This is a genomic window from Pseudoxanthobacter soli DSM 19599 (assembly GCF_900148505.1).
GTDB lineage: Bacteria > Pseudomonadota > Alphaproteobacteria > Rhizobiales > Segnochrobactraceae > Pseudoxanthobacter > Pseudoxanthobacter soli.
In genome coordinates, this window is sequence record NZ_FRXO01000003.1 from 521100 (window position 1) to 547036 (window position 25937).

The window sequence follows — 25937 nt, forward strand, 5'->3', positions numbered from 1 at the left end:
GGCCGCTGGACGAAAAGTGCTGTCATGCATCCGGAGGCATGCGGCCGCGTCCGTGGCGCCCCATATGAGACTCCGATCCGAAGGCGCCGCTTGTGGCTTACCGGCCCCCGGCGCTATCACGGGCTCGTTCGCCGCCGACCGGGCGGCTGTGGAGGGCGTTTTGGCCGACACACCGATCATCTTCGACCGCGCCCTGATCGCGCGTCGCCGCAAGGCCGCGCACGCGCGCGGTGGCGTGCCGGATTTCCTCGTCGCCTCGGCGGTCTCCGATCTCGATCTCCGGCTGGCGGCGGTCAACCGCCGGTTCGAGACGGTGCTCGACCTCGGCTCGGGCGGGCTTGCGGCGGAGGCGCTGCGGGCGTCCGGCAAGGCCGGCCGGATCGTCGTCGCGGACGTGCTCGCCGCCGGTCCCGGCGCCGACGTGGTGGTGGACGACGAAGCCCTGCCGTTCGAGGCGGGAAGCTTCGACCTCGTGGTCTCGACGCTCTCGCTTCAGGCGACCAACGACCTGCCGGGCGCGCTCGTGCAGATCCGGCGGATGCTGAAGCCGGACGGCCTGTTTCTCGGCGCCATGCTCGGCGGGGATACGCTCTTCGAGCTGCGCGCCAGTCTGATCGAGGCGGAAAGCGCAGTGGCCGGCGGCGCCAGCCCGCGCGTGGCGCCGTTCGCAGACCTGCGCACCCTCGCCGGGCTGCTGCAGCGCGCCGGCCTTGCCCTGCCGGTGGCCGACGTCGATCCTCTGACGGTGCGCTACGATCACCTGTTCGCACTGATGGCGGACCTGAAGGCGTCTGGCGCCACCAACGCGCTCGTCCATCGCTCCCGCAGGCCGCTCCCCCGCGGTGTCCTCGCCCGGGCGGCCGAAATCTATGCCGAGCGGTTCGCGGATGCGGACGGCCGCATCCGCGCGACGGTCGAGATCGTGTCGCTGTCGGGGTGGGCGCCGCATGAGAGCCAGCAGAAGCCGCTCGCGCCCGGCTCGGCGCGGATGCGGCTCGCCGACGCGCTCGGCACCACCGAACGCTCCGCCGGCGAGAAGGCGGGAGGCTGATCCACGGGCCGCGTCCCGAGGGTCATCCCGTATAGCAACCCCTTGGAAAACAGGTATTTTCCAATCACGGCCCCGTGCCTGCCCAACGAGAGACCGCTTCGGCTTCGGGGTCTTGAGTTCACCGCGTGGCGCAGATCGCTTCGGTCTGGACGGGACATGCTCTAGGATGGGGCCTCATCCGGTCCGCCGTCCCATCCGCCGTCCTCCCCTGTGCGGTGTCCGGCGGCCGTCGGGTCCCCCAAAGTTCCCCCAGTTCCTGCCTTGGCCTCAACGATGACAGATTCCCGTTCTTCCGGCGCCGACAGCCAGCCGCTGCAGGTCTATGTCGTGCCGGTCACTCCGTTCCGCCAGAACGCTTCGGTGCTGGTTTCGACCGCGACGGGCAAGGCGGCGATCGTCGATCCCGGCGGCGACATCGACGCGCTGATGGCGGCCGTCGCCGAGTCCGGCGCGACGGTCGAGAAGATCCTCCTCACCCACGGCCATCTCGATCACGCCGGCGCGGCGGCTGAACTGGCCGAGCGCCTCGGCGTGCCGATCGAAGGGCCCCACGAGGCCGACCGGTTCCTGCTCGATGACCTGCCCGCCGCCGGTCGGCGCTACGGCATCGAGACCATGCGACCGGTATCGCCGGACCGCTTCCTCGTCGAGGGCGATCAGGTCAGCGTCGGCGATCTCGTGTTCGACGTGCTTCACGTGCCCGGCCATACCCCGGGTCACGTGGTGTTCGTGCTGCCTTCGGCCGGCTTCGCCCTCGTCGGCGACACGCTGTTCGCGGGAACCGTCGGCCGCACCGATTTTCCCTATGGCGACGCCGAGGGCCTCGTTGACGGCATCCGGCGCAAGCTGCTGCCGCTCGGCGACCACGTCACGGTGCTGCCGGGGCACGGCCGTGCGACCACCATCGGCGAGGAACGCCGCGGCAATCCCTACATCGCCTGACGCGGCTGTCGGCGCATGAAAAAGCCGGCCGCTCCGGAAAGGGGCGGCCGGCTTTTCGCAAGCGGGCGTGAACGGGCCGCTCGGGCCCGTCCCGGATCACATGTGGATGGCGCGCTTGTCCACCGCGAGCGCGGCTTCCTTCACCGCCTCCGACAGCGTCGGATGGGCGTGGCAGGTGCGGGCGATATCCTCCGACGCGGCACCGAACTCCATCGCCACCGCGGCTTCGGCGATCAGCGTGCCGGCATCCGGGCCGATGATGTGAACGCCGAGCACGCGGTCGGTCTTGGCATCGGCCAGCACCTTCACGAAGCCCTCGGTCGTGCGGTTCACCTTGGCGCGGCCGTTGGCGGTGAACGGGAACTTGCCGACATTGTAGGCGACGCCGGCGGCCTTCAGCTCTTCCTCGGTCTTGCCGACGGAGGCGACTTCGGGGCTGGTATAGACCACGCCGGGAATGACGTCGTAGTTCACATGGCCGGCCTGTCCGGCGAGGATCTCGGCGACCGCCACGCCTTCGTCCTCGGCCTTGTGCGCCAGCATCGGGCCGGCGATGACGTCGCCGATGGCATAGATGCCGGGCACGTTGGTGGCGTAATGGCCGTCGGTCACGATGCGGCCGCGCGCGTCGAGCGCGACGCCGACGGATTCCAGACCCAGGCCCTCGGTGTAGGGCCGGCGGCCGATGGCGACCAGCACCACGTCGGCCTCCAGCACCTCCGCCGCGCCGCCGGCGGCCGGCTCGGTCGTCACCTTCAGCACCGGACCGGACGAGTCGATCCCCGTCACCTTGGTCGACAGCTTGAAGGAGAAGCCCTGCTTGGCGAGGATGCGCTGGAACTGCTTGGCGACCTCGCCGTCCATGCCCGGCAGCAGGCGGTCCAGGAACTCGACCACGGTGACGTCCGCGCCGAGGCGGCTCCACACCGATCCGAGTTCGAGGCCGATCACGCCGCCGCCGACGACCACGAGCTTGCCCGGCACCTTCGGCAGCGTCAGCGCGCCCGTGGAGGAGACGATGCGCTCCTCGTCGATGGTCACGCCCGGCAGCGGCGTCACGTCGGAGCCGGTGGCGATCACGATCGCCTTGGTGGTGATGTCGGTCGGCTCGGCGGTGGCGCGGCTGACGCGGATCTGGCCCGGGCCGGTGATGGTGGCGGCGCCGTTGTGAACGTCGATCTTGTTCTTCTTCATCAGGTAGTCGACGCCCTTGACGTTGCCGTCGACGCCCTCGTCCTTGAAGGTCATCATCTTGGCGAGGTCGAGGGTCGGCGCCGGGACGTTGACGCCCATGGCGGCAAAGCCGTGGCCGGCTTCATGGAACGCCTCGGAGGCGTGCAGCAGCGCCTTGGAGGGAATGCAGCCGATATTGAGGCAGGTGCCGCCGAGGGTGGCGCGCTTCTCGACCACGGCGACCTTGAGGCCGAGCTGGGCGGCGCGCACGGCGCAGACATAGCCGCCGGGGCCGGTTCCGATGACGACGAGATCGTAGGTGGCCATGGATGAATTCCTCGCTTGGACGGCGCTCCGGAACGGCGCTCCGGTGCGGGCGGGCGGGCAGGGGGCATTCCCGGGCGCAACACCGCTGGGCGCGCCGGGAATGCCGGGAAAGATATGGTATCGCGGCAGGCATCGCTGCAACCAGCGGCTGCCTGGAGCGCTTCCGAACGGGGTGACGATGTCCGGTCGAAAGGCGGTCGCTCGAAATTCGGTCGTCCCCGGTCTGTGGCGCCTCGCGGCGCCGGAAGACCGTTCGGGACGCGCCGGACCGGCCGCCGCGCCCGTGTGACGCATAGCGCAGGATCGCCCCGCCCGAAAGCCCCGCGCAGCGCGGGGCGGCAGTGCGCCGCGCGCGATGCCGCCCGTCGGACGGGATCGGTGTCGCACGGCTTAGACCAAGGTCGGGTACGCCCCGGGCTCCGCCGGGCGGCACCGTCTGTTGCGCGGGCGGTGCGGCTCGGTTACCTCTCGAAGACGAAGCGGCGCGCCGGCCCGCTGGCTGCAGTGGCCGCCGCGCGGCTTCGCCTCGTGCAAAGCCCCCTGCCGGAGAGCCCCATGGCGAACGAACCCGCGACCTTCGAGACCCTGATCGTCGAGACGCGCGGGGCTGTCGGCCTCGTCACGCTGGACCGGCCGAAGCAGCTCAATGCCCTGAACAGCGTGCTGATCCGGGAGCTTGTCGGCCAGCTGCGCGCTTTCGACGCCGATCCCGCCATCGGCGCGGTGGTGATCACCGGGTCGCAGAAGGCCTTCGCCGCCGGCGCCGACATCAAGGAGATGGCCGAGCTCGGCTTCGTCGAGGCGTACATCCACGATTTCCTTGGCGAGTGGGATGCCGTTGCGCGCACCCGCAAGCCGCTGATCGCGGCCGTGGCCGGATACGCCCTCGGCGGCGGCTGCGAACTGGCGATGATGTGCGACTTCATCCTGGCCGCCGACACCGCGAAGTTCGGCCAGCCGGAAATCACCCTCGGCATCATGCCCGGCGCCGGCGGCACCCAGCGGCTGACGCGGTTCGTCGGCAAGTCCAAGGCGATGGAGATGATCCTGACCGGCCGGCTCATGGACGCCGCGGAGGCCGAGCGCGTCGGCCTCGTCTCGCGGGTCGTTCCCGCGGCGGATCTGGTGGAGGAAGCCGTCAAGGTCGCCGGCAAGATCGCCGGCCTGTCGCGGCCGATCGTGATGATGGCGAAGGAGAGCGTCAACGCCGCCTACGAGACCACCCTCACCGAAGGGGCCCGGTTCGAGCGGAGGCTGTTCCACGCCATGTTCTCCACCGACGACCAGAAGGAAGGCATGGCGGCCTTCATCGACAAGCGGTCGCCGGACTTCAGGAACCGGTAGAGAGAGGGCCGTCTTCAGGGTGGCAAGTCTTCGGCGTGATCTGTTACTGTATTACTTGCGTTACTTTATAACTTAACAGATAAACATTTCTTATATTTAATACACAAGCGCGCTAGATCATGTATTTTGGGCCGCGTCGAACATGACGCGTCGCGAAAGACGCGGCTCAAAAGGAAATAACGGCTATGAAACGGACTGTTCAGGCGGCCGTCGCCGCCTTGATGATTGCTTCCACTGCGCTGGTCGGCCCGGCTTTCGCCGCCGAAAGCTCAGCATCTTCCGTCACCGGTACTTTCGAGGCACCCGCAGCCGACTGGCTGTTCGTGCAGAATGCGCAGGGCGTGACCTTCGACGGCCACACGATGACGCTGCAGGGCGTGACGCCCCAGACGGTGATGTTCACGGACCGGCCGCAGCGGATGTCCGGCGACATCTCCACCACGGCCTTCCTGAAGACCTGGACCGAAGGCAAGGACAACTTCCAGAAGGATCCGCCCAACGCCACCCTCTCCGTCGTCGTCGACGGCAAGGAGCAGACGGCGGTGGTGGAACTCTCCAATCCCCGCCTCGCCGGCAACGACCTGACCTACGATGTGCGCGTGCTCAACGGCGACATGCCCCAGAAGGGCGGGTCTGCGACGCTGTTCATCGACTGGTGGTATGGCCCCTATGGCGGCGTCTGCCATTACGGCCCCTGGGGCGGCGTGCGCTGCTTCCATCCCTGGTGAGTGACGCGGGGCTGGCCGAGGACCATGTCCGCCTCCGCGAAGAGGCAGCGGCGGCCGCCTCCGCGGCACAGCCGCCAGTGGCCGCCTCCGCGGCGCGGCCGTCAGCGGTCTCCCCGGGCCTTCGGCCGTTCGGCCGGCAGCGCGGCAGCAAGATCGGGACGCCGCTCCCGCGTGAGCGCGAGCGACTGCTCGCGGCGCCAGCGCGCGACGCGGCCATGGTCGCCGCTGACGAGCACGTCGGGAATGGCCTCGCCCTCCCACTCGGCGGGGCGGGTATAGTGCGGATATTCGAGCAGCCCGTCCGAGAAGCTCTCCTCGGTGCCGGAACTCTCCTTGCCCATTACGCCCGGAATGAGCCTGACCACGGCATCGATCAGCACCATGGCGGCGAGTTCGCCGCCCGACAGCACATAATCGCCGATGGAAACCTCAATGAGGCCGCGCCGGTCGATCACCCGCTGGTCGACGCCCTCGAAGCGGCCGCAGATCACGGTCGCGCCCGGGCCGGCGGCGAGGTCGCGCACCAGGGCCTGGGTCAGCGGCCGTCCGCGCGGGCTCATCAGCAGGCGCGGCCGCGCGTCTTCCGGCGGCGAGGCCTCATCGATCGCCCGGCCGAGCACATCGGCCCGCAGCACCATGCCCGGGCCACCGCCGGCCGGCGTATCGTCCACGGAGCGGTGACGGTCGGTGGCGCTGTCGCGGATATTGCGCACGTCGAGCGACCACAGCCCGTTCGCGAGCGCCTTGCCGGCGAGGCTGATGCCGAGCGGGCCGGGAAACATCTCCGGATAGAGCGTGAGCACGGTGGCGGCGAAGCTCACCGCTCCGTCTCCGTCCCGTCGCCGCCCGTGCCGGTGCGGTCCGACTCCCCGCCTTCCTCCAGCCGCGGCCCGTCCTCGCCGGGCTTGCCGCCGAGCAGGCCCTCCGGCGGCGCCACGACCATGCGGCGGCCGGCCAGATCGATCACCGGAACCGCGTCCTTGGTGAACGGCAGCAGGATCGAGGCGCCGCGCGGCGGTGCGATCTCCACGAGATCCCCGGCGCCGTAGTTGGGCACGGCGATCACGGTCCCGATCCGCTCTCCGGCTTCGGTGACGGCGTCGAGGCCGATCAGATCCGCATGATAGAAGGTGTCCTCGTCCTCCGTTTCCGGAAGGTCGGCGCGGGAAACGTAGAGATCGAGGTTGGTCAGGGTTTCGGCGGCGTTGCGGTCGGCGATGCCCTTGAAGCGGGCGATCAGCCGGTCGCCGACCATCTTCAGGCCGCGCAGTTCGAACACGCGCCCGTCCCTGGTTGCAAGGGTGCCATAGTCCATCAGCGCATCCGGATCGTCTCCGAACGCGATCAGCCGCACCTCGCCGCGCACGCCGTGGGCGGCGCCGATACGGGCGATCAGAATGCGGTCGTCTTCAGTCATGGCGCGATCCTCGGCCGGGCCGGTTCCCGTCGGGGGCTTGGAGCGCTTCGCGATCCGATGGACTCGTCCAATCGACCGGAAATCGCCCCGGATTCAAAGGCTTGAGCCTATCCTTGCCGTTCAGACCGGTGCGTTCTCAACAGCATAGGCTCTGGAAAGAGCGGAATCACGGGTGCGCTCGGCCGCCCGCATCCATCCGCGCGAAAGGGCGGAGCACGCAAACCCCGCCCTTTCGAAACGTGGAACCCTCTTCCCTGCGGAGCGACCGCGGCGTCCGCCCGGCCGGGGTTGCCGGCCGGGCGTCGCCCGGAACGTCCCGCAGGGAGCGGGTATCACGAAGCCGGGATCACTCGGCGGCCGCGGCCTCGGCGGCAGCGCGCTTGGCTTCCGCGCGCTCCTTGGCCTTCTCGCCGGGCTCGGCCTTCTTCGGGTTGTTGCGGGCCGGGCGCTGGGCCAGGCCGGCGGCATCGAGGAAGCGCAGCACGCGGTCGGTCGGCTGGGCGCCGTGGCTCAGCCAGTGCTGCACGCGCTCGGCGACGAGCACGACGCGCTCGGGATTATCCTTGCCGAGCAGCGGGTTGAAGGTGCCGATCTTCTCGATGAAGCGGCCGTCGCGCGGGGCGCGGGCGTCGGCGACGACGATGCGGTAGAACGGGCGCTTCTTGGCGCCGCCGCGGGCGAGGCGGATCTTGAGGGACATGCTGAACTCCTTCGGTATTCGTCAGATGATCGTCTGCGTTCGGTTCAATGATATCGGCGTGCCGGGTCCATGGACGGGCCTCGGGCCGAGCCGCGCTTGTCGCGCGGCGCGGCACCGGCGGCCGGCTACGCCGGGTTCTGGTCCGCCTGCTCGCGCATGCGTTCGTGGTGGCGGATCACTTCCTTCACGATAAAGTTCAGGAACTTCTCCGCGAAATCGGGGTCGAGGTCGGCGTCCCGGGCAAGCGCGCGCAGCCGGGCGATCTGCTGCGCCTCGCGGGCCGGGTCGGCCGGCGGCAGGTTCTCGCGCGCCTTCAGCGCCCCGACCGCGCGGGTGCAGCGGAAGCGCTCGGCGAGCATGTGGATCAGCGCCGCGTCGATATTGTCGATGCTGGCCCTGAGGCTCGAAAGTTCGGGGGGAACGGTCCCGCTCATTTCTTCTTCGGTCCCTTGCCGAGTCCGGGCAGGCCGCCGAGGCCCGGCAGCTTGCCGCCGAGGCCGGGAAGGCCACCGGGCATTCCGCCCGGAAGGCCGCCGAGGCCTGGCAGCTTGCCGAGGCCGCCGGGCAGGCCGCCCGGCAAGCCGCCGCCGCCACCAAGCCCACCGCCGCCGAGCCCGCCGCTCTTGGCCATCTCTTCCAGCGCCGCCGGGTCGATCTTCGGGCCGCCGCCCATCAGGCCGCCGAACAGCCCGCCCTTCTTCTTGCCCATCAGCTTCATCATGTCCGCCATCTGGCGGTGCATCTTCAGAAGCTTGTTGACGTCCTCGACCCGCGTGCCCGAACCGGCGGCGATGCGCTTCTTGCGGCTCGCCTTCAGGATGTCGGGCTTGCGGCGCTCCTCGGTCGTCATCGAGCCGACGATGGCGATCTGGCGCTTGATCATGCGGTCGTCGAAGCCGGAGGCCGCGATCTGGTTCTTCACCTTGGCCACGCCGGGCATCATGCCGAGGATGCCCGACATGCCGCCGAGCTTCATCATCTGGCGCAGCTGCTCGGCGAGATCGTCGAGGTCGAACTCGCCCTTTGACATCTTCTGGGCGATCTTCGCCGCCTTCTCGGCGTCGACGGTCTGGGCCGCCTTCTCGACGAGGCTGACGATGTCGCCCATGCCGAGGATGCGCCCGGCGATGCGGTTCGGATCGAAATCCTCCAGCGCATCGGCCTTTTCGCCGGTGCCGATCAGCTTGATCGGCTTGCCGGTGACGGCGCGCATGGAAAGCGCGGCACCGCCGCGGCCGTCGCCATCGGCGCGGGTCAGCACGATGCCGGTGATGCCGACGCGCTCGTCGAACGCGCGGGCGACGGTCACCGCGTCCTGGCCGGTCAGGCTGTCGGCGACCAGCAGCACTTCATGGGGCGACGAGATCCGGCGGATTTCCGCCATCTCGTGCATCAGCGGCTCATCGATGTGAAGCCGGCCGGCGGTGTCGAGCAGCACCACGTCGAAGCCGCCGAGGCGGGCCGCCGTCATGGCGCGCTCGGCGATCTGGGTCGGCGACTGGCCGGCCACGATCGGCAGGGTGTCGATGTCGTTCTGTTCGCCGAGAACCCGCAGCTGCTCCTGCGCCGCCGGGCGGCGCGTATCGAGCGAGGCCATCAGCACCTTGCGCTTTTCGCGCAGGGTGAGGCGGCGGGCGATCTTGGCGGTGGTGGTCGTCTTGCCCGAACCCTGCAGGCCGACCATCATGATGGCGAACGGCGGGGCGGCATTGAGGTCGATCGGCTGGGCGTCGGAGCCCAGCATCTCCACGAGCTGGTCGTGGACGATCTTCACCACCATCTGGCCGGGGGTGACGGACTTCACCACCTCGGCGCCGATGGCGCGGTTGCGCACCTTGTCGGTGAACGAGCGCACCACGTCCAGCGCGACGTCCGCCTCCAGCAGCGCGCGGCGGACCTCGCGCAGCGCCGCGTCGACGTCGCTCTCACTGAGGGCGCCGCGACGGGTCAGGGCATCGAAAATGCCGCTCAGCCGGTCTGACAGGCTCTCGAACATGGGCGTTCCGAAATTCCGTTTTCCGCGAGGAGCTTTCCGCCGTCACGCCGGCACGAAGCCAACGCAAAACGCGCCCGCGGGCGAAACATCGCTGGCGGGCGTTGGCCTCCGGGCTCATGGCCCGGTCGGCGGATCGGTTCCTCGACACGATCGAAGTGGACGGCTTTTAAGGCCCGGCGCGGCCCGGAGTCAAGCTCTGCCGCGGAAATCGCCGGAAAACGGGGCCTTCAGCCCTTGCCTGTGCGGCCTCGACGGGGTTCGCGAACACCCCACAGCAGCGCCAGGCCGGCAACGAAGAAGACCGGGATCACCGCGAAGCCGGCCTGCTGGCTGACGAACAGGTCGGTGAGAACCGCGATCATGATCGGTGCCACGAAGCTCGTCAGCTTGCCGGTCAGGGCATAGAGCCCGAAATAGGCCGTGAGGTGTTCCGGCGGAGAGATCCGGGCGAGCAGGGTGCGGGACGAGGATTGCAGCGGCCCGACCGAGAGGCCCACCACGAGGGCGCAGGCCATGAACAGCCGTTCGGGCGTCGAGGAGAACAGCGGCGCCCCCGGCTGCGGCGGCGCGACGGGGAAGACGAAGCCGATGTGGTCGCGGCCGATGGAGACGAGGCCGATGGAGACCACGATCAGCACGACGAGGCAGCCGGCGGCCACCGCCTTCGAGCCGAGCCGGTCGTCGAGCGGGCCGCCGGCGAACGCGCCGATGGCGCCGAACAGGCTGAGCGAGATGCCGAAGATGCCGAGCTGGGTGTCGCCCCACGCGAACTGTCCGGCGCCGTAGATGGTCCCGAGCGCGAACAGCGCCACGAGCCCGTCGGAATAGAGCATCTGCGCGATCAGGAACCGCGCGGCCGAGGGCGTGGAGGGCAGGGTGGCGATGGTCGCCCGGATGCGGCCGAGGCCCTCGGCGATTGCCCGGCCGAGGGGCGGGGTGCGTCGGCTCGCCCGCTCCGGCACGAACAGGAACAGCGGGATGACGAACACGACATACCAGACCGCCGAAAGCGGTCCGGTCAGGCGGTCGCCCTCGAAGGCGGCCGGGTCGAGCCCGAACAGCGGCGGTATCCCGAGCAGCGTCAGCCCGTTCGACGGTGCGGCGACGATCAGGCAGAACACCGCGAGCACGACGATCACGCCGGTGAAATAGCCCGCCGCCCATCCCGTTCCGGAAAGCCGGCCGAGCCGGTCCGGCGCGACGAGGCCGGGCATCATCGCGTTGTTGAACACGGTGGTGAACTCGGCGCCGAGGATGCCGAGGAAATAGCCGACGAGCGCGATTCCGACCGCGAACGGCGCCCCGGGCGCCGCGAACCACAGCATCGCGGCGCCTGCGACGAGCGGTAGCGAGAAGACGAGGATCCAGGGTTTGCGGGCTCCCGTCGCATCGGCGACCGCCCCCAGCACCGGCGCGCCGAGCGCCAGCGCCACGCCGGCCGCTCCCGTCGCGTAGCCCCACAGCGCCTGCCCCGCCACCGCGTCGCCGACGATGCGCTGCGCGAAATAGGCCGGAAACACGAAGGTCAGGATCAGCGAGAAGAACGGCTGGGTGGCGCAGTCGAACAGGATCCACGAGCCGACCGCGAGGCGGCCGGCCCCGCCGGCGGAACGGGATTGGGAAACGGCATCCTGAACCGACATCGGCGACCCTGCGATTGCTGCACCCGTCCCGGCCGGAGGCAGCGGCCCGGGCGGCCGCCGCGGCGGGTGTCGGCGAAACAGGGACAGATCGCGCGGGCTTGGTCAAGCGGCCGGGCCGACCTCTGTGCCGATGGGCGCGACCCGGCGGGAAAGGTCGCGAAGCGGGCCCGCATAAGGGGGGCAGAGCACGTCTTTCGCGGCCGTTCCGGCGGGCATGGCCGGTGTTGCCGCTCGGTCGCGGTTCATGCCCATGTCGTTGAATCGCAGGACATTGCGTTGACAGTGCCGCCGCCACCGATATCGTCCGGCGCCACGTTCCATGCTTCTTCGCCGCCGTCACGATGGCCGCGCGGGGCCAGCCGAGCGGGTGAAGCCGGCGTCCGGATCGTCGGTTGCCGGGACGTTGCCGCCCGGGTTGTCATCCGCAAACCAGAACCGGGTTCCCCGCCGGAGCCCGCCCGGAGGACCGACGTTCATGACCACCGCCGCCGACACCGCCGAGCTCGCCGCCGCCATCGAGGCCGCCTGGGAAGACCGCGCCACCATCGACGCCGCGACCAAGGGAGCCGTGCGCGACGCGGTCGAAACGACGCTCGCCCTGCTCGACGGCGGCGAGATCCGGGTCGCCGAGCCGGCGGGCGAGGGCTGGGTGGTGAACCAGTGGGCGAAGAAGGCGGTGCTGCTGTCGTTCCGCCTCAACCCCATGACCGTCATTTCCGGCGGTCCCGGCCAGGCGGTGTGGTGGGACAAGGTGCCCTCCAAGTTCGACGGCTGGACCGGCCGCGATTTCAGCGCCGCCGGCTTCCGCGCCGTGCCGGGCGCCATCGTGCGCCGCTCTGCCTATATCGCCCCGGGCGTTGTGCTGATGCCGTCCTTCGTCAATCTCGGCGCCCACGTCGGGGAAGGCACCATGGTCGATACCTGGGTCACCATCGGCTCGTGCGCCCAGATCGGCAGCAACTGCCACATCTCCGGCGGCGTCGGCATCGGCGGCGTGCTTGAGCCGCTGCAGGCCGGGCCGGTGATCATCGAAGACGACTGCTTCATCGGCGCCCGCTCCGAGGTCGCCGAAGGCGTGGTGGTCGGCCGCGGCGCGGTGCTCTCCATGGGCGTGTTCCTGGGCGCGTCGACCAAGATCGTCGACCGCGAGACCGGCGAGGTGTTCGTCGGCCGCGTGCCGCCCTATTCGGTGGTGGTGCCCGGCGCGCTCCCCGGCCGCCCGCTGCCGGACGGCACGCCCGGCCCGTCGCTCGCCTGCGCCGTCATCGTCAAGCGCGTCGACGAGCGCACCCGCTCCAAGACCTCGATCAACGAACTCCTGCGCGACTGAGCGCTCCGGATTCAAGAATAGGCTTCAGGCGCCGGAAAGGGACCGTCGGGAAGGTGAACGCGAATTCACTTCCCGGCGCGCGCCCGCCGTGGTGAAGTTTCCGGCAGGAACGCATTTCGTTCCGTAAAGGCGCCGCGATCATGAGAAGACGCGGCCTTGCGCCGTGTCTTTCTCCGGGGTCGCCATGTCCATCCGTTCGCTGTTCTTCCGCTTTGACGGCCGCATCTGCCGCAAGGACTTCTGGATCGGCCATATCGCCGTCGACGTCGTCATGGCCGCACTCGGCGCGGCGCTGGTGTTCGGCAATGCCGGCATCGCCGCCTCGGTCGGCGTCGCGCCCTCGTTCGAACTCGGCGTCGCCGGCAACGTGATCGTGTCCGTGCTGATGCTGGTCGCAGTCGTCGCCGGCTTCGCGGTCGCGATCAAGCGGCTGCACGACCGCAACCGCTCGGGCTGGTTCATCCTGGTGTTCTCGATCCCGGGCTTCGCGCAGGGCCTGAACCCGGTGCTGCCGCCCGCGGCGGCGAACGCGATCCATACGGTGCTCTCGGTGGTGTTCGGCGTCTGGTACTATGTCGAACTCGGCTTTCTGCGCGGCACCGTGGGCGACAACCGCTTCGGCCCGGACCCGCTCGGCGACGCGCGCTGATGCGCGCCCCCGCGCGCGCCTCGAGGCGCGATCTGGTAGGGTGATGAGCGCCGATCGATCGCGCAGGGGCGCGCAACGGTGACTTGACCGCGCAGGCGTGCGCGGCGGCGACATCAACGGGGCGACATCGCATGGGTTTCGGGGCGCTGTTTTTCGGGTTCAACGGCCGCATCGGCCGCAAGACCTACTGGCTCGGCCATATCGGCATCTTCATCGTCGCGATCGCCGCCATCGCCGCACTGGCGGCGGCGGTGGGCGACCGCTTCCAGGCCATCGCGCCGGGCGACGAGATCACCATCTTCGCGCTGCCGGCGGGTGCGCTGGTCTTCGTGCTGGCGGTCGAGGTGATCCTGACCATCGCCTCGCTGGCGCTCACGGTGAAGCGGCTCCATGACCGCAACCGAACCGGGTGGCTGGCGCTGGTGTTCTATGTGCCGTCCTGGCTGCACAACATCCTGGCGGAATCCCCGCCGTTCGGGCCGGCGTTCTGGCTGACCTCGGTGGTCGCGGCGGTCGCCAGCCTCGCGGCGCTGTGGTTCCTGATCGAGCTCGGCTTCTTCCGCGGCACCCGCGGACCGAACCGATTCGGCGAGGATCCGGTCGGCATTTGACCATCCGTTCCAAGATCACGCCTCTTTGCAGAGATGTAACATCTGCGTCTTGATCCTGACGGTTGGTCGGTCTTATATGGCACTCGTCGAAATTGGCCGGATTTCTTGGCAGCTTCGTCACGGGATGGCCGATGCGGCCGACCGGACGGGAGAGGGCCACGAACATTTGTTCCAATCCTCGCGCAAGCCGATTGGACACGCCCGTGCGTGACGGTCGATCTCTATATCTAAGACGTGAAAGGATGTGCCATGAGCAAGGGCACAGTGAAGTGGTTCAACGCGCAGAAGGGCTACGGCTTCATTCAGCCCGATGACGGGGGCAAGGACGTGTTCGTCCACATCTCCGCCGTCGAGCGCGCGGGGCTGGACGAGCTGCGTGAAGGCCAGAAGATCGCCTACGAGATCCTGACCGACCGTCGCACGGGCAAGTCTTCGGCCGGCAATCTGCAGGCCGCCGAGTGATTGGACGCCGCCCCCCTGGGGCGGCTTCTTGATTTTGGGAACGGCGCTCCTCGGGGCGCCGTTTCTTTTTGGGCCCCCCCATATTGCGGTGGCCGGGCCTCAGCCGCCCGCCCGCACCACGGCCACGAAGCGCTCGCCGTAGCGTTCGCGCTTGGCCTCGCCGACACCGGAGATCCGGCCGAACTCGGCCATCGAGCGCGGCCGGCGGGTAGCGATCTCGATCAGCGTGGTGTCGTGGAAGATCACATAGGGCGGGACGCCCTGGTCGCGCGCGAGCGACAGCCTGAGCGCCCGCAGCGCCTCGTACAGCCGCTCGTCCGAGGCATCCTCGAAGGCGGCGGCGGCGCGGGGGCGGTCGGAGCGGGCGGCGCCGCGCGATCCGGCCTTGCGGGCGCGTACCCCGTCCTCCTTCAGCTCGATGCGGCGCTCGCCCTTGAGCACGTCGCGGAAATCCGGCCCGAGATGCAGCCCGCCGTGGCCCTCGACGTCGACCTGGATCAGCCCCATGGCGGCGAGCTGGCGAATGACCGAGCGCCAGCCATCGCGGCCGAACTCCTTGCCGCAGCCGAAGGTCTTCAGTCCGTCGTGGTTGAGCTGCCGCATCCGCTCGGTGGCGTTGCCGAGGAGGATGTCGATGATGTGGGCGGCGCCGAAGCGCTCGCCGGTGCGCAGGATCGCCGACATCACCTTCTGGGCGGCTTCCGTGCCGTCGAAGGTCTTCACCGGTTCGAGGCAGGTGTCGCAGTTGCCGCACGGCTCGGCGAGGTCTTCCTCGAAATAGGCGAGCAGCACCTGCCGCCGGCAGCGCGCGGTCTCGCAATAGCCGATCAGCGCATCGAGCTTCTGCCGCTCCACCCGCTTCTGCGCCTCGGGCGCTTCCGAGGCATCGGTGAACTGCATCAGCTTGGCGACGTCCTCCATGCCGTAGAGCATCAGCGCCTCGGACTTCAGGCCGTCGCGACCGGCGCGCCCGGTTTCCTGATAGTAGGCCTCCATGCTCTTCGGCATGTCCATGTGCACGACGAAGCGCACGTCGGGCTTGTCGATGCCCATGCCGAACGCGATGGTCGCGACCATGATCAGCCCCTCTTCCTTGAGGAAGCGGTCCTGGTTGGCGGCGCGAACCTCCTTGTCGAGGCCGGCATGGTAGGCGAGCGCCGGCCGGCCCTCCGCCGAAAGCGCGGAGGCGAGTTCCTCCACCTTCGCCCGGCTCAGGCAGTAGATCACGCCCGCCTCGCCGGTGTGGTCGTCGAGGAAGGCGCGCAGCTGGTTGCGCGGGCTGGTCTTGGCGCTGACACGGTAGCGGATGTTCGGCCGGTCGAAGCTGGACAGGAACACCCGTCCGTCGCCGAGCGCGAGCCGCTCCAGAATGTCGCGCCGGGTCGGCCCGTCGGCGGTGGCGGTGAGGGCGATCCGCGGCACGGCGGGAAAGCGCTCGTGCAGCACCGTCAACCGGCGGTATTCGGGGCGGAAATCGTGCCCCCACTGCGACACGCAGTGCGCCTCGTCGATGGCGAACAGCGCGATGTCGATGCGCTCCAGCAGCGACAGGAAGCCGTCGGTCAGGAGCCGTTCCGGCGCGACATAGAGAAGGTCGAGATGACCCGCGAGCAGATCGCGCTCGACCGCGCGCACCTCGGAAAATTCGAGGCTCGAATTCAGCATCGCCGCCCTGACGCCGAGCTGGCGCAGCGCCTGCACCTGATCGTGCATCAGCGCGATCAGCGGCGAGATGACGATCGCGGTGCCCGGCCGGCACAGCGCCGGCACCTGGTAGCACAGCGACTTGCCGCCGCCGGTCGGCATCAGCACGAGGCAGTCGCCGCCCTTGACGACATGGTCGATGATGTCGCCCTGCATCCCGCGGAAGCCCGGAAATCCGAACACGGATTTCAGGACGTCGAGCGGGCGCTGAACTTCGGAAACGGCCATGGCGGCGGATTTCTCCGGCGGGATGATTCGGGGGTGCCCCAACACCTAGAGCGCTTTCCGATCTGATGGAATCATCAGATCGACGAGAAATCGCTCCGGATTCAAAACCGGGAGCATATCCTTGTCGTTCAGATCGGTTCGATCTGAACGGGATATGCTCGGGAGCGCTTTGCGGTCCGAGGGAATCATCAGATCGACGAGAAAGGCCCCCGGTGAGGAAGCTTCGGCAGTTTCGTTCGGCCAAGGCCGGCGCGAAATCGCCCGGGCGTGCCCTCAGGCAATCGCACGGGCGGCCTTCCCCGAGGCGCCAGCGCGCACTTTCTTTGCCGCCTCATGACTGGCATGTCGCGCAGAAGAAGGTCGAGCGGCCGTTCTGGGTGATGCGCTCCACCGTGCCGGTGCAGCCGGCCGTGCGGCACGCCGCTCCCTCCCGGTCGTAGACGGCGAAGGTGTGCTGGAAATAGCCGAGCGAGCCGTCGGCCTGGATGTGGTCGCGCAGCGTCGAGCCGCCGGCGGCGACCGCTTCCGTCAGCACGGCGCGGATCGCCTCCGCCAGCCGCTCCGCCCGGGCGTTGGGACCTCCGTCGGCAGTCGCGATGGAACCGGCCGGCGCGGACGGCGAAAGCCCGGCCCGCCACAACGCCTCGCAGACATAGATGTTGCCGAGGCCGGCGATGCGGCGCTGGTCGAGCAGGGCCGCCTTCAGGCTGGTCGCGCGGCCGGCGAAGGCCTCCGCCAGCAGCGCGGGCGACAGGGCGTTGCCGAGCGGCTCGATGCCGAGGTGGCGGAACAGCGGGTGGTCGTCGAGCCCCGCCGCATCGGCGAGAACCATGAAGCCGAACCGCCGCGGGTCGTTGTAGACGATCCGCGCCCCGCCCTCGATGCCGAACGTCACATGGTCGTGCGCCGCGGCCTTGGAGCGCGGATGATGGAACGCGCCGGGCATATCGGCGCTTTCGGTCTCGATGCGGAACGAGCCGGACATGCCGAGATGCATGACGAGGACGTCGGGACCGTCGAGGCGGGCGATCAGATACTTGGCGCGCCGGTCGAGCGCCTCCACCCGCCGGCCCTGCAGCCGTTCGGCGAAGCGCTCGGGAAACGGAAAGCGCAGGTCCGGCCGCCGGGCCAGGACGGATACGAGTCGGCGGCCTTCCATCACCGGGGCGAGGCCGCGGCGCACGGTTTCGACTTCCGGCAACTCGGGCATCGCGGCACGGCCTCTCGCTGTCGCGGCGGCGGCGCCGCGCGGTTCGGTAAAGACAGCCGCCGGACGACGGCGGCAGCGTTCAGATAGCGCGGCGAAGGGGCTTCCGCTATGGTCGCGCCGCATGACGGGTTGTTCGGCCCCGCCGGAACCGGGGCGGAAAGCGGAGAGATGGAGCGGATGGACGCGGAGTTCGGATTCAAGCGGATCGCGCTCGAGGAGAAGCAGGGCCTCGTCGACGACGTGTTCCACAAGGTCGCGCGCCGCTACGACATCATGAACGACCTGATGTCCGGCGGGCTGCACCGGCTGTGGAAGGACGCGATGGTCTCGTGGCTGTCGCCGCCGCGCAAGGGCCGGCCGGGCTCGTTCCAGGCGCTCGACGTTGCCGGCGGCACCGGCGATATCGCCTTCCGGATCGTGGAACGCTCCGACCGCGTTGCCCAGGCGACCGTGCTCGATATCAACGGCGACATGCTCGCGGTCGGGCGGGAGCGGGCGGTGAAGCGCAAGCTCGACGACGCGGTCACCTTCGTCGAGGCCAATGCCGAAAGCCTGCCGCTGCCCGACAACCACTTCGACAGCTACACCATCGCCTTCGGCCTTCGCAACGTGCCCCGCCGCGAGGTCGCAATCGCCGAGGCGTTCCGGGTGCTGAAGCCCGGCGGCCGCTACATGTGCCTCGAATTCTCCCATGTCGACATGCCCGTGCTCGACAAGGTCTACGATTTCTATTCCTTCAACGTCATCCCGAAGCTCGGCCAGGCGGTGGCGGGCGACGGCGAGCCCTACCGCTATCTGGTGGAATCGATCCGCACCTTCCCGAATCCGGAGCGCTTCGCCGCCATGCTCGGCCGGGCCGGGTTCGAGCGCGTGAGCTACCGCCTGCTCTCCGGCGGCATCGCCGCCATCCATTCCGGCTACAAGCTCTGAGGCCCGGCCGCGGGCGTCCGCGGCCGGCCTGCCATCCGTTTTGTCTTCTTGCATCAGAAACGCCACGTCGGCGAACGAACACAGGGATAGGGTCCCGGCACGCGTCCGCAGCGCGTCCCGTCCGGATGGCATCATCCGGCCGGAAATCGCTGCGGGCCAGACAGAGCACGGTTTCACCGTTCGGCCCGGACAGCGCCGGGCGAAGGCTCTGGACGATGCGCGCCGCGCCTTAAGGGATCTTCATGGGTTTTGCCGTCACGCCGCTGTTCCGCCTCACCCGGGCCGGCTTCGTGCTCGCCCGCGAGGGCGTGTTCTCCCTGGTCCCCCCGGTCGACCTGCCGCCGGCGGCGCGCTTCGGCCTGCGCATGGCGCGGCTGATCGAGCGCGGCGATGCGCGCTATTCCCTCGCCGCGTCCCGCCTCACCCAGGCCTTCAACCGCCTCGGCCCGTCCTATGTGAAGCTCGGGCAGTTCCTGGCCACCCGGCCCGACGTCGTCGGCAAGGAGGCGGCTGCCGAACTCTCGCTGCTGCAGGACAAGGTGCCTCCCGTCGATGACGCCTCGGCGCGGCGCGCGGTGGAGGAGGCGCTCGGCGGGCCGATCGAAAGCCGGTTCCTGTCGTTCGGGCCGGCGCTCGCCGCCGCGTCCATCGCGCAGGTCCACAAGGCGACCGTGCTCGGGCCGAACGGCGAGGAACAGTCGGTGGCCGTGAAGGTGCTGCGCCCCGGCGTCGCCGTGCGCTTCGCCCGCGACCTCGAGAGCTTCTACATGGTGGCGCGGCTCGCCGAGCGCTTCCTCGCGCCGGCGCGCCGGCTCAGGCCCGTCGCCATCGTCGATACGCTCGCCCGTTCCGTGACCTTGGAGATGGACCTGAGGCTGGAGGCGGCCGCGCTGTCGGAGATGGCGGAGAACACGGAGGCCGATGAGGGTTTCCGGGTGCCGACCGTCGACTGGATGCGCACGGCCAAGACCGTGCTCACCATGGAATGGATCGACGGCATCAAGCTGTCGGAGACGGCGAGGATCGACGATCTCGGCATCGACCGCGTCAAGCTCGCCGCCACCATCCTGCAATCGTTCCTGCGCCACGCGGTGCGCGACGGCTTCTTCCACGCCGACATGCACCAGGGCAACCTGCTGGTGGAGGCGGACGGCACGCTGGTCGCGCTCGATTTCGGCATCACCGGCCGGCTCAACGAGGCCGAGCGCCGCTTCCTCGCCGAAATCCTCTACGGCTTCATCCGGCGCGACTACCGCCGCGTCGCCGAGGTGCATTTCGAGGCGGGCTATGTGCCCGCCGGGCAGGACGTGGACGTGTTCGCCCAGGCGCTGCGCGCCATCGGCGAGCCGATCCGCGGCCACAACGCCTCCGAAATCTCCATGGCGCGCCTCCTCACCCAGCTGTTCGAGGTGACGGAGATGTTTGCGATGACGACGCAGCCGCGCCTGATCATGCTGCAGAAGACCATGGTCGTGGTGGAAGGCGTCGCCCGCTCGCTCGACCCCGAACTCGACATGTGGCGCACGTCCGAGCCGGTCGTCAGCGACTGGATCGCGCGCCGGCTCGGTCCCGCCGGCCGGCTCCAGGCCGCGGGCGAGGGTTTCGGCGCGCTCGCCCGGCTCGTCGCGGACCTGCCCGTGCTGGCGGACCGCACCGAACGGCTTTCCGCCTCCATGGCGCTGATGGGCGAGCGCGGGCTGCTGCTCGATCCGATCACCGTGGAGCATCTGGCGGCCGCAGAGGCGCGCCGCACCCGGTCCGGCCGCGTGGCGATGTGGATCGCGGCGATCGCGCTCGCCGCCATCGCCTTCAAGGTCGTGTTCGGGATGTAGAAGGCGCCGCCCGCCTCAGGCGGCGGGCCGCCGGGCGAGCGCGAGCAGCACGCCGAAGCCGATCATCATGCCCCCCGACACGCGGTTGAACCACTTCAGCGGTCGCGCGTCGGCCAGCATGTTGCTGAACCGCGCGCCGATGGCGGCATAGGCGGCGATGCCGACGATCTCCAGCACCATGAACACGGCGCTGATCAGCACGAAGCTCGCGGCATAGGCGTTCGGGTTCACGAACTGCGGAAAGAACGCGGTGAAGATCAGCACGGCCTTCGGGTTGCCGGCGGCGACCCAGAACTCCTGGCGCTGCAGGGACCGGATCGGCCGCGGTGCCTCGCCCGCGGAAAACGTCGCGACCGGCGCCTTCGCGCGGCAGATCTTGATGCCAAGCCAGACGAGATAGGCCGCGCCGGCGAACTTCACCACCGAGAACACCGTCTCGGACGCCATCAGCACGGCGCCGAGCCCGACCGCGGTGATGAAGATCATGATGGTGAAGGCCGCGAGCCGGCCGAACGAGGCGGCGACCGCCGTGCCGACGCCGCCGCGGGCGCCGTTCGTCAGCGCCAGCAGGTTGTTCGGCCCGAACGCCATGTTGAGGGCGAAGCAGGCCGGGACGAACAGCAGGAAGGTTTCGAGCGGCATCGGCAGGGCGGAGGCCGGAAGAAGCGCGGAGAGGGTGTCGAACATCGGGGGGCGGACAGGGCTGACGGTGAAAGGGGGGCGGCTTCGGGCGGCGGCGGATGCCGCCTCAGCCGTCGATGCTCTCGACCGCCGCGATCAGGCGGGCGAGGTCCTGGGGGCGCGACAGCCTGTGGTCGCCGTCCTTGATGAGGGTCACGACGACGTCGTCGGTCGCGAGCCGGTCCACCAGCGAGAAGGCGTGGCGCCAGGGCACGTCGGCATCGAGCACGCCCTGCAGGATGTGGACGGGGCAACCGGTCTCGATGGTGCCGCCGAGGAGAAGGTGGTTGCGCCCGTCCTCGATCAGAGCCCGGGTGATGAGATAGGGCTCGTCGGAATAGTCCGACGGCTGCTCGATGCGGCCGTCCTCCATCAGCGCCGTCCGGGTTTCCTCGGACATCTCGGCCCACATCAGCGCCTCGGTGAAGTCGGGGGCCGGGGCGACGAGCACGAGGCCGCTGACCGGCGTGTCCGCGCCATGGCGGCGGTAGAACGCGGCCGCCAGCAGCAGCGACAGCCATCCGCCCATCGACGAGCCGACGAGAATGGTGGGCCCGGCGGCGAAATGCTCGAACACCGCCTTCGCCTCGTCGAGCCAGCGGCCGATGGTGCCGTCCTCGAACCGGCCGCCGGACGCGCCGTGGCCGGAATAGTCGAACCGCGTCAGCCGGCGGCCATGCGCCGATGCCCACGCCGCCAGCGCCTCGGCCTTCGAGCCGCGCATGTCCGAGCGGAAGCCGCCGAGGAACAGCACGCCCGGTCCGTCGCCGGCCCCGGCCTGGTCGAGCACGGCGATCTCCCGCGCGTCGTCGCCCGTGCCGACGGTGATCTTGCTGACGGTGTCGTCGCTCATGCCGGCTGTCTCCGGTTCGTGTCGGCGGGGCAGGGCCCGCGCTCTTTGACTCCGGCGCTGTTTACCACGCGCCTTTTGACTTGCGCCACGTCCGTCGCGCGTAGTGTAACCCGGCGGTGGCGTCTTTCTGCCACCGCCGCCCGCGACGCGCGAACCGGAAGGCCGACCGCATCATGCCCGCCATCGCTCCGCCCCCGAACGGCCGCCGGCCGACCATCCTGCAGGTGCTGCCGAGCCTGGAGACGGGCGGCGCGGAACAGACCGCGGTCGACATGGCGGCGGCGATCGTGGCGGCGGGCGGGCGGGCCGTGGTCGCCAGCACCGGCGGCCGCATGGTGCCGATGATCGAGGCCGCCGGCGGCAAGCATGTCACGTTTCCGGCCGCCTCCAAGAATCCGGTGAGGATGGTGCGCAATATCGGCGCGCTCGCCCGCCTCGCGCGCGACGAAGGCGCCGACCTCATCCATGCCCGCAGCCGGGCGCCGGCCTGGTCGGCCCTGTTCGCCGCCCGGCGGCTCGGCGTGCCGTTCGTCACCACGTTCCACGGCGCCTACAAGGAAAGCGGGGCGCTGAAGAGCCTCTACAATTCGGTGATGGCGCGCGGCGACCGCGTGATCGCCAATTCCGGCTGGACCGCGCGGGAGATCGCCGCGCGCCACCCGTTCGCCGCCGGCCGGATCGTCACCATCCACCGCGGCTCCGATCTCGGCGCGTTCCGGCCGGAGGCCGTCGGCGCGGCGCGCGTCGCGGCGATCCGCGAGGCCTGGAGCGTGAAGCCCGGCGAGCGCGTCGTGCTTGTGCTGGCGCGGCTCACCGGCTGGAAGGGGCATTCTGTGGTGATCGACGCCATGGCGCGGCTGGCGGCCTCCGGCGACCGCACCGCGGTCGCGGTGTTCGCCGGCGATGCCCAGGGTCGCGACGGCTACCGCGAGGAACTCGAGGCCCGCATCGCCGCGGCCGGGCTCGTCGGCCGGGTGCGCCTCGTCGGCCATTGCGCCGACGTGCCGGCGGCGCTCGCCGTCGCCGACGTGGTCACGGTCGCCTCCGTCAAGCCGGAGGCGTTCGGCCGGGCCGCGGTCGAGGCGCAGGCGGCGGGCAAGCCGGTGATCGCGACGGATCTCGGCGCGGTGCCGGAAACGGTCGTCGCCCCGCCCGACGCCCCGGCCGCGGAGCGCACCGGCTGGCGCGTCCCGCCCGGCGATGCCGATGCGCTCGCCGCCGCGCTCGCGGAGGTTCTAAAGCTCGATGCCGCCTCCCTCGACGCCCTCGCCCGCCGCGCCCAGGCTCACGTCAACGCCGAATTTTCGCTCGAGCGGATGACGGGCCGGACGCTCGCCGTCTACGACGCGCTGCTCGCCGCGAAGGGCAAGGGTTTCGACGTCGGCTGAAAGCGCTGCCGGGGCAACATCTTCGTGAATTCGGGCCCGAAGGGTCCACTCCCGGCGTGCAATCCTGATACGCGCCGAGCGAAGCTGGTTGACTTCCGCCACAATTCTCAGAAACATGCCGTCCGTATTGTAAGGATCGCCGGACGATCGATCGTTGCCTCGGCGCGCTGCGCTCGGGGCACATTGCGTTTTCCGGCCAGATGCCGGAGAGCCGGCACCCTGCATCCCATCATCGGCTTGAGGAGAGCACGACCATTCGCCGTCCGTTCCGCGCACCACCGCCCACGAAAGAGGGGCCGCGCATCAATCACGAGATCCGTATTCCGCAGATCCAGCTGATCGACGCCGAGGGCACCAACCACGGCGTCATCGCCACGTCGGAAGCCATCGCCATGGCGGAGGCCGCCGGCCTCGACCTCGTCGAGATCGCCCCGACCTCGGTTCCGCCGGTCTGCAAGATTCTCGATTTCGGCCGCTTCAAGTACCAGTCGCAGAAGAAGGCCGCCGAAGCGCGCAAGAAGCAGAAGACCGTCGAGGTCAAAGAGATCAAGATGCGTCCGAACATCGACACCCACGACTACGAGGTGAAGATGCGGGCCATCCTGCGGTTCTTCGAGGAAGGCGACAAGGTGAAGGTCACGCTTCGCTTCCGTGGCCGCGAGATGGCGCATCAGGATCTTGGCATGAAGCTCCTGGAGCGCGTGCGCGACGAGACGACCGAGATCGCCAAGGTCGAGGCGGAGCCGAAGCTGGAAGGCCGCCAGATGATCATGGTGCTGGCGCCGCGCTGATCGCGCGAGGCCGGATGGCCTGACGTCGGATTTCTGGAGAGCGGCCGGTCATCGCCGGCCGCTTTTCATTTGGGCGTCCGGTCGGTGCCGGTTGGCGTGTGCCGCGCCGGCGCCGCAGCCAGCGCCGGCAGCATTTGCCTTTCACGGCAAGGGGCGCTATAAGCCGCCGTCTTCGTGGACCGCCCGGCGAAAGGGCATGCCGTGGCGGCCCGAAATGCTCAAGGCATCCGCAAGGGAAGGCCGAAGGGCCCTGCAAGGGGCCGGCGGTTTTCCGTTGCCGGGTTCCGCAGACTCAGGAGAGCCAAAGTGCCCAAGCTCAAGACCAAGTCCGGCGCCAAAAAGCGCTTCAAGATCACCGCCACTGGCAAGGTGAAGGTTCAGCAGGCCGGCAAGCGCCACGGCATGATCAAGCGGACGACCAAGTTCATCCGCAATGCCCGCGGCACCACCGTGCTCGCCGATGCCGACGCGCGTATCATCAAGAAGAACTTCCTGCCGAACGGCTGACGTTCTGGCCGCGTCCTAAAACCTCTCATCTTTTCAAGGAGCAACCGCCATGGCGCGCGTGAAGCGGGGCGTTGCCGCCCATGCCAAGCACAAGAAGGTCCTGAAAGCCGCAAAGGGCTTTTACGGCCGTCGCAAGAACACCATCCGCACGGCCAAGGCCGCGGTGGACAAGAGCCTTCAGTACGCGTTCCGCGACCGCAAGGCCAAGAAGCGCAATTTCCGCGCTCTCTGGATCCAGCGCGTGAACGCCGCTGTCCGCGAGTACGGCCTGACCTATTCGCGGTTCATCGACGGCCTGACCAAGGCCGGCATCGAGGTCGACCGCAAGGTCCTGTCCGATCTCGCGATCCACGAGCCGGAGGCCTTCAAGGCCCTGGTCGAGCAGGCGAAGACCCAGCTCGCCGCCTGAACGCGATCCTCGCGAAGGCAACGACATCACGGCCGCCCCCTCCGGGCGGCCGTTTTCGTCTGCGCGGCAGACCGGCCTTCGTGATCCCCGATTTGCCGCGATTGCTGCTATGCTGGCGCCATCGTCCATTTCCCGGGGCAGGCTTTCATGGTCGCGACGTGTTCACCTTCGGGCCGCAGTGCCTCCTTGCCGGCGCGCCGCGCCGGTGCGCTCGCCGCCGTCGCGCTCACCGCCATGGCCGTGGTGCTGCCGTCGGGCTCCCCGGCCGAGGCCTGGGGCTGCGGGAACGCGCCGTGCTGGGGACCCGGCTACAACAACGGCTATAACGGCGGCGCGGTCGCGGCCGCGGGCATCATCGGTCTGGCGACGGGCGCGATCCTGGGCGCCGCGGTCGCGAGCCAGCCCCCGCCGGTCTATGCGCCGCCCCCGCCGCCCTATGTCGGGCCGCCGGTGGTCTACACGACCCCGCCGTCGGTGATCTACACCACGCCGCCGTCCGTCGTTTACGCACCGCCTCCGCCGGTGGTCTATCCGCCGCCGGCCGTCGTCGGCGCCCCCGTTCCCCTGCCGCCGCCGGCGGTTGCGTCCGCCGCGCCGCCGCCGTGGTCGCCGGCCTGGTACAATTACTGCTCCTCCCGCTACCGCTCGTTCAACCCGAATACCGGCACGATCGTCGGTTTCGACGGCGTCACGCGCTTCTGTTCCTGACCCCCCGCAGCGGGTTCGGGGCATCCGACCGGGTTTGATCGCCCGGCGGGGAACGGCCGACGGCTTCGACTGTTGTTGCATTGCCCCGCCCGCGCGAAAACCGCAGCATCGCGCCGGTCGGAACGGCGTCGGCGTTGACGGGGCGGGGGCAGTTCTGCCCAATGCCGCCAACGAGGACGCGGGCCGGACGGAAAGCCGTCTGCCGGCGAAGCCGGTATGAGTGCGTTGACGACGGTGCGCCCAGCCGCGCCGGATTGAGGTGTTTCGAGCCTGTTCACGGCCCATCGGTCGAGAGGGCGCCGTTACCGGGCTCCAGCGTGCGT

General features: G+C 69.5%; 26 protein-coding genes. 15 read left to right on the plus strand and 11 right to left on the minus strand.

The genetic code is table 11. The features are described from left to right. Positions 1-160 precede the first annotated feature (160 nt). Together BUF17_RS09885 and BUF17_RS09890 are read left to right on the plus strand one after the other, a co-directional pair. The gene (locus tag BUF17_RS09885; protein ID WP_073628032.1) at positions 161-1051 is read left to right on the plus strand and encodes a methyltransferase domain-containing protein; all 891 of its coding nucleotides are present in this window, start codon (positions 161-163) and stop codon (positions 1049-1051) included. A gap of 273 nt (positions 1052-1324) precedes the next feature. Next, positions 1325-1993 (plus strand): MBL fold metallo-hydrolase, encoded by a 669-nt coding sequence (locus tag BUF17_RS09890; RefSeq protein WP_073628034.1) that lies wholly within the window; start codon positions 1325-1327, stop codon positions 1991-1993. A 96-nt stretch (positions 1994-2089) separates the two neighbouring features. Here the strand turns inward: BUF17_RS09890 and lpdA are convergent, their stop codons facing one another. After that, a complete protein-coding gene (gene lpdA / locus BUF17_RS09895; RefSeq protein WP_073628036.1) occupies positions 2090-3493 on the minus strand; it encodes a dihydrolipoyl dehydrogenase in 1404 nt (467 codons plus the stop codon). Positions 3494-4048: 555 nt separating this feature from the next. Here lpdA and BUF17_RS09900 point away from each other — a divergent pair. Further along, positions 4049-4837 carry an enoyl-CoA hydratase gene (locus BUF17_RS09900; RefSeq protein ID WP_073628038.1) on the plus strand — a complete coding sequence of 263 codons (789 nt, stop codon included), beginning with the start codon at positions 4049-4051 and terminating at the stop codon, positions 4835-4837. 185 nt (positions 4838-5022) lie between these two features. Continuing rightward, positions 5023-5565 carry a hypothetical protein gene (locus tag BUF17_RS09905; RefSeq protein ID WP_073628040.1) on the plus strand — a complete coding sequence of 181 codons (543 nt, stop codon included), beginning with the start codon at positions 5023-5025 and terminating at the stop codon, positions 5563-5565. Between the two features lie 101 nt (positions 5566-5666). Here the strand turns inward: BUF17_RS09905 and trmD are convergent, their stop codons facing one another. The 6 genes from trmD to BUF17_RS09935 form a co-directional block, all read right to left on the minus strand. Then, positions 5667-6386, minus strand: a complete 720-nt coding sequence (gene trmD / locus BUF17_RS09910; RefSeq protein WP_073628042.1) for a tRNA (guanosine(37)-N1)-methyltransferase TrmD — start codon at positions 6384-6386, stop codon at positions 5667-5669. Further along, positions 6383-6982: a ribosome maturation factor RimM gene (gene rimM, locus BUF17_RS09915; protein WP_073628044.1), complete on the minus strand. Its 600-nt coding sequence runs from the start codon at positions 6980-6982 to the stop codon at positions 6383-6385. The genes trmD and rimM overlap by 4 nt, the downstream gene beginning before the upstream one ends. Positions 6983-7328: 346 nt before the next feature. Next, positions 7329-7682: a 30S ribosomal protein S16 gene (gene rpsP, locus BUF17_RS09920; RefSeq protein ID WP_073628046.1), complete on the minus strand. Its 354-nt coding sequence runs from the start codon at positions 7680-7682 to the stop codon at positions 7329-7331. 125 nt (positions 7683-7807) lie between these two features. After that, positions 7808-8116, minus strand: a complete 309-nt coding sequence (locus BUF17_RS09925; RefSeq protein ID WP_073628048.1) for a chorismate mutase — start codon at positions 8114-8116, stop codon at positions 7808-7810. Continuing rightward, complete coding sequence (ffh, locus tag BUF17_RS09930; RefSeq protein WP_073628050.1) at positions 8113-9678, minus strand: signal recognition particle protein; 1566 nt, start codon at positions 9676-9678, stop codon at positions 8113-8115. The genes BUF17_RS09925 and ffh overlap by 4 nt, the downstream gene beginning before the upstream one ends. 227 nt (positions 9679-9905) lie before the next feature. Beyond that, positions 9906-11321, minus strand: coding sequence for an MFS transporter (locus BUF17_RS09935; RefSeq protein ID WP_073628052.1), 1416 nt, complete (start codon positions 11319-11321; stop codon positions 9906-9908). A gap of 475 nt (positions 11322-11796) precedes the next feature. Here BUF17_RS09935 and dapD point away from each other — a divergent pair, with 475 nt between their 5' ends. The 4 genes from dapD (at position 11797) to BUF17_RS09955 (ending at position 14373) form a co-directional block, all read left to right on the plus strand. Continuing rightward, positions 11797-12651, plus strand: a complete 855-nt coding sequence (gene dapD / locus BUF17_RS09940; protein WP_073628054.1) for a 2,3,4,5-tetrahydropyridine-2,6-dicarboxylate N-succinyltransferase — start codon at positions 11797-11799, stop codon at positions 12649-12651. Positions 12652-12835: 184 nt separating this feature from the next. Next, positions 12836-13300: a DUF805 domain-containing protein gene (locus BUF17_RS09945; RefSeq protein WP_139282483.1), complete on the plus strand. Its 465-nt coding sequence runs from the start codon at positions 12836-12838 to the stop codon at positions 13298-13300. A 131-nt stretch (positions 13301-13431) separates the two neighbouring features. Beyond that, positions 13432-13911 (plus strand): DUF805 domain-containing protein, encoded by a 480-nt coding sequence (locus BUF17_RS09950; protein ID WP_073628058.1) that lies wholly within the window; start codon positions 13432-13434, stop codon positions 13909-13911. A 249-nt stretch (positions 13912-14160) separates the two neighbouring features. After that, complete coding sequence (locus BUF17_RS09955; RefSeq protein ID WP_073628060.1) at positions 14161-14373, plus strand: cold-shock protein; 213 nt, start codon at positions 14161-14163, stop codon at positions 14371-14373. Positions 14374-14472: 99 nt separating this feature from the next. Here the strand turns inward: BUF17_RS09955 and recQ are convergent, their stop codons facing one another. After that, positions 14473-16305, minus strand: a complete 1833-nt coding sequence (recQ, locus tag BUF17_RS09960; RefSeq protein WP_073628062.1) for a DNA helicase RecQ — start codon at positions 16303-16305, stop codon at positions 14473-14475. 331 nt (positions 16306-16636) lie between these two features. Next, complete coding sequence (mutM, locus tag BUF17_RS09965) at positions 16637-17515, minus strand: bifunctional DNA-formamidopyrimidine glycosylase/DNA-(apurinic or apyrimidinic site) lyase (RefSeq protein WP_073628064.1); 879 nt, start codon at positions 17513-17515, stop codon at positions 16637-16639. Positions 17516-17683: 168 nt separating this feature from the next. On the opposite strand from mutM, the gene ubiE reads away from it, so the two are divergent. Further along, the gene (ubiE, locus tag BUF17_RS09970; RefSeq protein ID WP_073628066.1) at positions 17684-18445 is read left to right on the plus strand and encodes a bifunctional demethylmenaquinone methyltransferase/2-methoxy-6-polyprenyl-1,4-benzoquinol methylase UbiE; all 762 of its coding nucleotides are present in this window, start codon (positions 17684-17686) and stop codon (positions 18443-18445) included. A 242-nt stretch (positions 18446-18687) separates the two neighbouring features. Beyond that, a complete protein-coding gene (gene ubiB / locus BUF17_RS09975; RefSeq protein WP_073628068.1) occupies positions 18688-20277 on the plus strand; it encodes a 2-polyprenylphenol 6-hydroxylase in 1590 nt (529 codons plus the stop codon). A 15-nt stretch (positions 20278-20292) separates the two neighbouring features. Here ubiB and BUF17_RS09980 read toward each other — a convergent pair whose 3' ends face one another. Next, entirely contained in the window at positions 20293-20964 is a 672-nt protein-coding gene (locus BUF17_RS09980; protein ID WP_428977639.1) for a LysE family translocator, read from the minus strand. A 61-nt stretch (positions 20965-21025) separates the two neighbouring features. Next, positions 21026-21811, minus strand: coding sequence for an alpha/beta hydrolase (locus BUF17_RS09985; protein ID WP_073628070.1), 786 nt, complete (start codon positions 21809-21811; stop codon positions 21026-21028). Between the two features lie 173 nt (positions 21812-21984). Here BUF17_RS09985 and BUF17_RS09990 point away from each other — a divergent pair, with 173 nt between their 5' ends. From BUF17_RS09990 to BUF17_RS10010, 5 genes are all read left to right on the plus strand, one after another. Then, a complete protein-coding gene (locus BUF17_RS09990; RefSeq protein WP_073628072.1) occupies positions 21985-23199 on the plus strand; it encodes a glycosyltransferase family 4 protein in 1215 nt (404 codons plus the stop codon). Between the two features lie 254 nt (positions 23200-23453). Continuing rightward, complete coding sequence (gene infC, locus BUF17_RS09995; protein WP_244530845.1) at positions 23454-23990, plus strand: translation initiation factor IF-3; 537 nt, start codon at positions 23454-23456, stop codon at positions 23988-23990. Positions 23991-24296: 306 nt separating this feature from the next. After that, positions 24297-24497, plus strand: a complete 201-nt coding sequence (gene rpmI, locus BUF17_RS10000) for a 50S ribosomal protein L35 (RefSeq protein ID WP_073628075.1) — start codon at positions 24297-24299, stop codon at positions 24495-24497. 49 nt (positions 24498-24546) lie between these two features. Continuing rightward, positions 24547-24906, plus strand: coding sequence for a 50S ribosomal protein L20 (gene rplT / locus BUF17_RS10005; protein ID WP_073628077.1), 360 nt, complete (start codon positions 24547-24549; stop codon positions 24904-24906). 186 nt (positions 24907-25092) lie between these two features. Beyond that, positions 25093-25614, plus strand: a complete 522-nt coding sequence (locus tag BUF17_RS10010; protein WP_244530831.1) for a BA14K family protein — start codon at positions 25093-25095, stop codon at positions 25612-25614. The last annotated feature ends 323 nt before the right edge of the window (positions 25615-25937 follow it).

What these genes read in the sequence shown, in the direction of transcription:
- lpdA (WP_073628036.1), bottom strand. Translation starts at nt 3,493, where the DNA reads ATGGCCACCTACGATCTCGTCGTCATCGGAACCGGCCCCGGCGGCTAT.
- BUF17_RS09950 (WP_073628058.1), top strand. Translation starts at nt 13,432, where the DNA reads ATGGGTTTCGGGGCGCTGTTTTTCGGGTTCAACGGCCGCATCGGCCGC.
- BUF17_RS09990 (WP_073628072.1), top strand. Translation starts at nt 21,985, where the DNA reads ATGCCCGCCATCGCTCCGCCCCCGAACGGCCGCCGGCCGACCATCCTG.
- dapD (WP_073628054.1), top strand. Translation starts at nt 11,797, where the DNA reads ATGACCACCGCCGCCGACACCGCCGAGCTCGCCGCCGCCATCGAGGCC.
- BUF17_RS09925 (WP_073628048.1), bottom strand. Translation starts at nt 8,116, where the DNA reads ATGAGCGGGACCGTTCCCCCCGAACTTTCGAGCCTCAGGGCCAGCATC.
- ubiB (WP_073628068.1), top strand. Translation starts at nt 18,688, where the DNA reads ATGGGTTTTGCCGTCACGCCGCTGTTCCGCCTCACCCGGGCCGGCTTC.
- ffh (WP_073628050.1), bottom strand. Translation starts at nt 9,678, where the DNA reads ATGTTCGAGAGCCTGTCAGACCGGCTGAGCGGCATTTTCGATGCCCTG.
- BUF17_RS09935 (WP_073628052.1), bottom strand. Translation starts at nt 11,321, where the DNA reads ATGTCGGTTCAGGATGCCGTTTCCCAATCCCGTTCCGCCGGCGGGGCC.
- ubiE (WP_073628066.1), top strand. Translation starts at nt 17,684, where the DNA reads ATGGAGCGGATGGACGCGGAGTTCGGATTCAAGCGGATCGCGCTCGAG.
- rpsP (WP_073628046.1), bottom strand. Translation starts at nt 7,682, where the DNA reads ATGTCCCTCAAGATCCGCCTCGCCCGCGGCGGCGCCAAGAAGCGCCCG.
- rplT (WP_073628077.1), top strand. Translation starts at nt 24,547, where the DNA reads ATGGCGCGCGTGAAGCGGGGCGTTGCCGCCCATGCCAAGCACAAGAAG.
- recQ (WP_073628062.1), bottom strand. Translation starts at nt 16,305, where the DNA reads ATGGCCGTTTCCGAAGTTCAGCGCCCGCTCGACGTCCTGAAATCCGTG.
- BUF17_RS09905 (WP_073628040.1), top strand. Translation starts at nt 5,023, where the DNA reads ATGAAACGGACTGTTCAGGCGGCCGTCGCCGCCTTGATGATTGCTTCC.
- BUF17_RS09900 (WP_073628038.1), top strand. Translation starts at nt 4,049, where the DNA reads ATGGCGAACGAACCCGCGACCTTCGAGACCCTGATCGTCGAGACGCGC.
- BUF17_RS09890 (WP_073628034.1), top strand. Translation starts at nt 1,325, where the DNA reads ATGACAGATTCCCGTTCTTCCGGCGCCGACAGCCAGCCGCTGCAGGTC.
- rimM (WP_073628044.1), bottom strand. Translation starts at nt 6,982, where the DNA reads ATGACTGAAGACGACCGCATTCTGATCGCCCGTATCGGCGCCGCCCAC.
- BUF17_RS09955 (WP_073628060.1), top strand. Translation starts at nt 14,161, where the DNA reads ATGAGCAAGGGCACAGTGAAGTGGTTCAACGCGCAGAAGGGCTACGGC.
- BUF17_RS09980 (WP_428977639.1), bottom strand. Translation starts at nt 20,964, where the DNA reads ATGTTCGACACCCTCTCCGCGCTTCTTCCGGCCTCCGCCCTGCCGATG.
- BUF17_RS09985 (WP_073628070.1), bottom strand. Translation starts at nt 21,811, where the DNA reads ATGAGCGACGACACCGTCAGCAAGATCACCGTCGGCACGGGCGACGAC.
- mutM (WP_073628064.1), bottom strand. Translation starts at nt 17,515, where the DNA reads ATGCCCGAGTTGCCGGAAGTCGAAACCGTGCGCCGCGGCCTCGCCCCG.
- BUF17_RS09945 (WP_139282483.1), top strand. Translation starts at nt 12,836, where the DNA reads ATGTCCATCCGTTCGCTGTTCTTCCGCTTTGACGGCCGCATCTGCCGC.